1 protein-coding gene and 1 pseudogene are annotated in these 1,690 nt (G+C 71.5%); both read left to right on the top strand.

Annotated features, from left to right (window positions below):
• Positions 1 to 375 (top strand): annotated as a pseudogene (locus WBB14_RS03515) (hypothetical protein); the annotation flags it as partial.
• Between the two features lie 26 nt (positions 376 to 401).
• Positions 402 to 1,690: type VI secretion system Vgr family protein (locus WBB14_RS03510; protein WP_424238598.1), on the top strand; the 1,289-nt coding region annotated here is incomplete at its 3' end.

Below are 1,690 nucleotides of genomic sequence, written 5' to 3'. Positions count from 1 at the left end.
GCGGGGCCCACGGTGCAACGCGCTGAGCATGCTGCCAATGGCAGCGCGCGCGCGAACACGTCACAAGCTGCGCCCAAAGCCGCACCCCAGGCCGCGCCGCAGCGCGCCAAGACGCCGCGCAACGATTCCGACGCGGCGCTGTTGGCGGCGCTGATGTCCTACGGCCTGCCGCCCGCATCACCGCCCGGGACCAAGGTCTACAAGAACGACGGCGTCTTCGTCCGCGAACTGCCGGGCTCGCCCCTGGCGGCGCGCCTGGAGCAATGCCGCAAGCTGGGCTTCCTGGAGAGCGAGCAATGCCGCTTGCGGGTGTGCTCGGGCTACTGGGGCACCGCGCCCGAATGTCCCAATCCGCAAGCCCAGGTCGAACCCTGAGTCTTCAGAGAAGGTTTTTTGCCGCAATGGATCCGACTGCAACGCCCGGCCTGTTCAGTTCCGACGCCCGCCTCTACAGCCTGGAAGGCGAGGGCGCGCTCGCCTCGCTGCAGGTCGAGGGCTGGATCGCGCGCGAGGCCCTGTCGGGCATCTCGCAGACGCGCGTGGTCGCGCTGGCCGACAACGCCGGCCTGGATTTGCGCGACATGATCGGACGCCCCGTCACGTTGTGGACCACGCGCGCCGACGGCAGCCGCGCCGGCCGCAGCGGCCTGGTCCGCGAAGCCGAGCTGCTGTCGGGCGACGCGGGCCTGGCGCGCTACCGCCTGACGGTCGCGCCCTGGCTGTGGCTGGCCACGCAGCAGCGCAACAGCCGCGTGTTCGAAGCGCGTCCGGTGCTGGACGTCATCGGTCACGTGTTGGGCGCATACGAGGGCTATGCGCATCGGGTGGCGGGCGACGCGGCCGAAGCGCTGGCGGGGCTCGCACCGCGTCCCTACGCCACGCAGTACCGCGAAACCGATTACGCCTTCATCAGCCGCCTGCTGGCCGAAGCGGGACTGGGCTGGACGGTGGTCGAGGATCCCGAAGTACCCGCGCGGCATGTGGCACTGATCTTCGCCGATAGCCGTGGCTTGGCCGAGGACGCCGAGTCCGCGGGCGGCGGCGTTCGCTTTCAGCGCGCAAGCGCGACCGAGTCGCGCGACACCGTGCAGGCCATGGCGCGCCAGTGGCGGCGCGGTCCGGACCGCGTCACTGTCCTGGGCTGGCACGGCGGCGGCAAGCGCGCGGTGGCGGCCGAGGCGTTGGCGCGTCCCGCCGATGGCGGCGAGGACGCCGGCCTGGAATGGTACGAGGTAGCCGGCCACGGCAGCTTTGCCGATGAGGCCGAGGCGCGGCGCCAGGCGACTTTGGCGATGGAAGCCGTGCAGGCCGGCGCGGAGACCTTTGTCGGCCTGGGCGGCGTGCGTACCTTCCGTTCCGGCACGCGCTTCACTTTGCAGAATATGTCCCCGCTGGGTCCCGCCGCTGAAGAGGGCTTCGAACCCGCCTTCGCGCTGGACCGGGTCGAGCACGTAGGCATCAATAACCTGCCGCCCGAGACCCGCGCCTCGCTGGCGCAGCGGCTGGGCGGGCTGGATACGTATCTGGCGTTGGACGCCGAGGCTCCCGAGTCGCCAGGCGTAGAGCGTGCGCGCGCCGATCCGTCGCGGCCCGACGCGGGCGTGTTGGCGAAAGCACGCGAGGTCGGCTACGCCAACCGCTTCCAGGCGGTGCGTTGCGACCGTCCCTGGCGGCCGGCGCTGCCGCAGGC

Source organism: Achromobacter sp., assembly GCF_049647645.1.
GTDB lineage: Bacteria > Pseudomonadota > Gammaproteobacteria > Burkholderiales > Burkholderiaceae_B > Achromobacter.
Note: the sequence above shows the minus strand (reverse complement) of the source record. Positions and strands in the feature narration are given on the sequence as shown.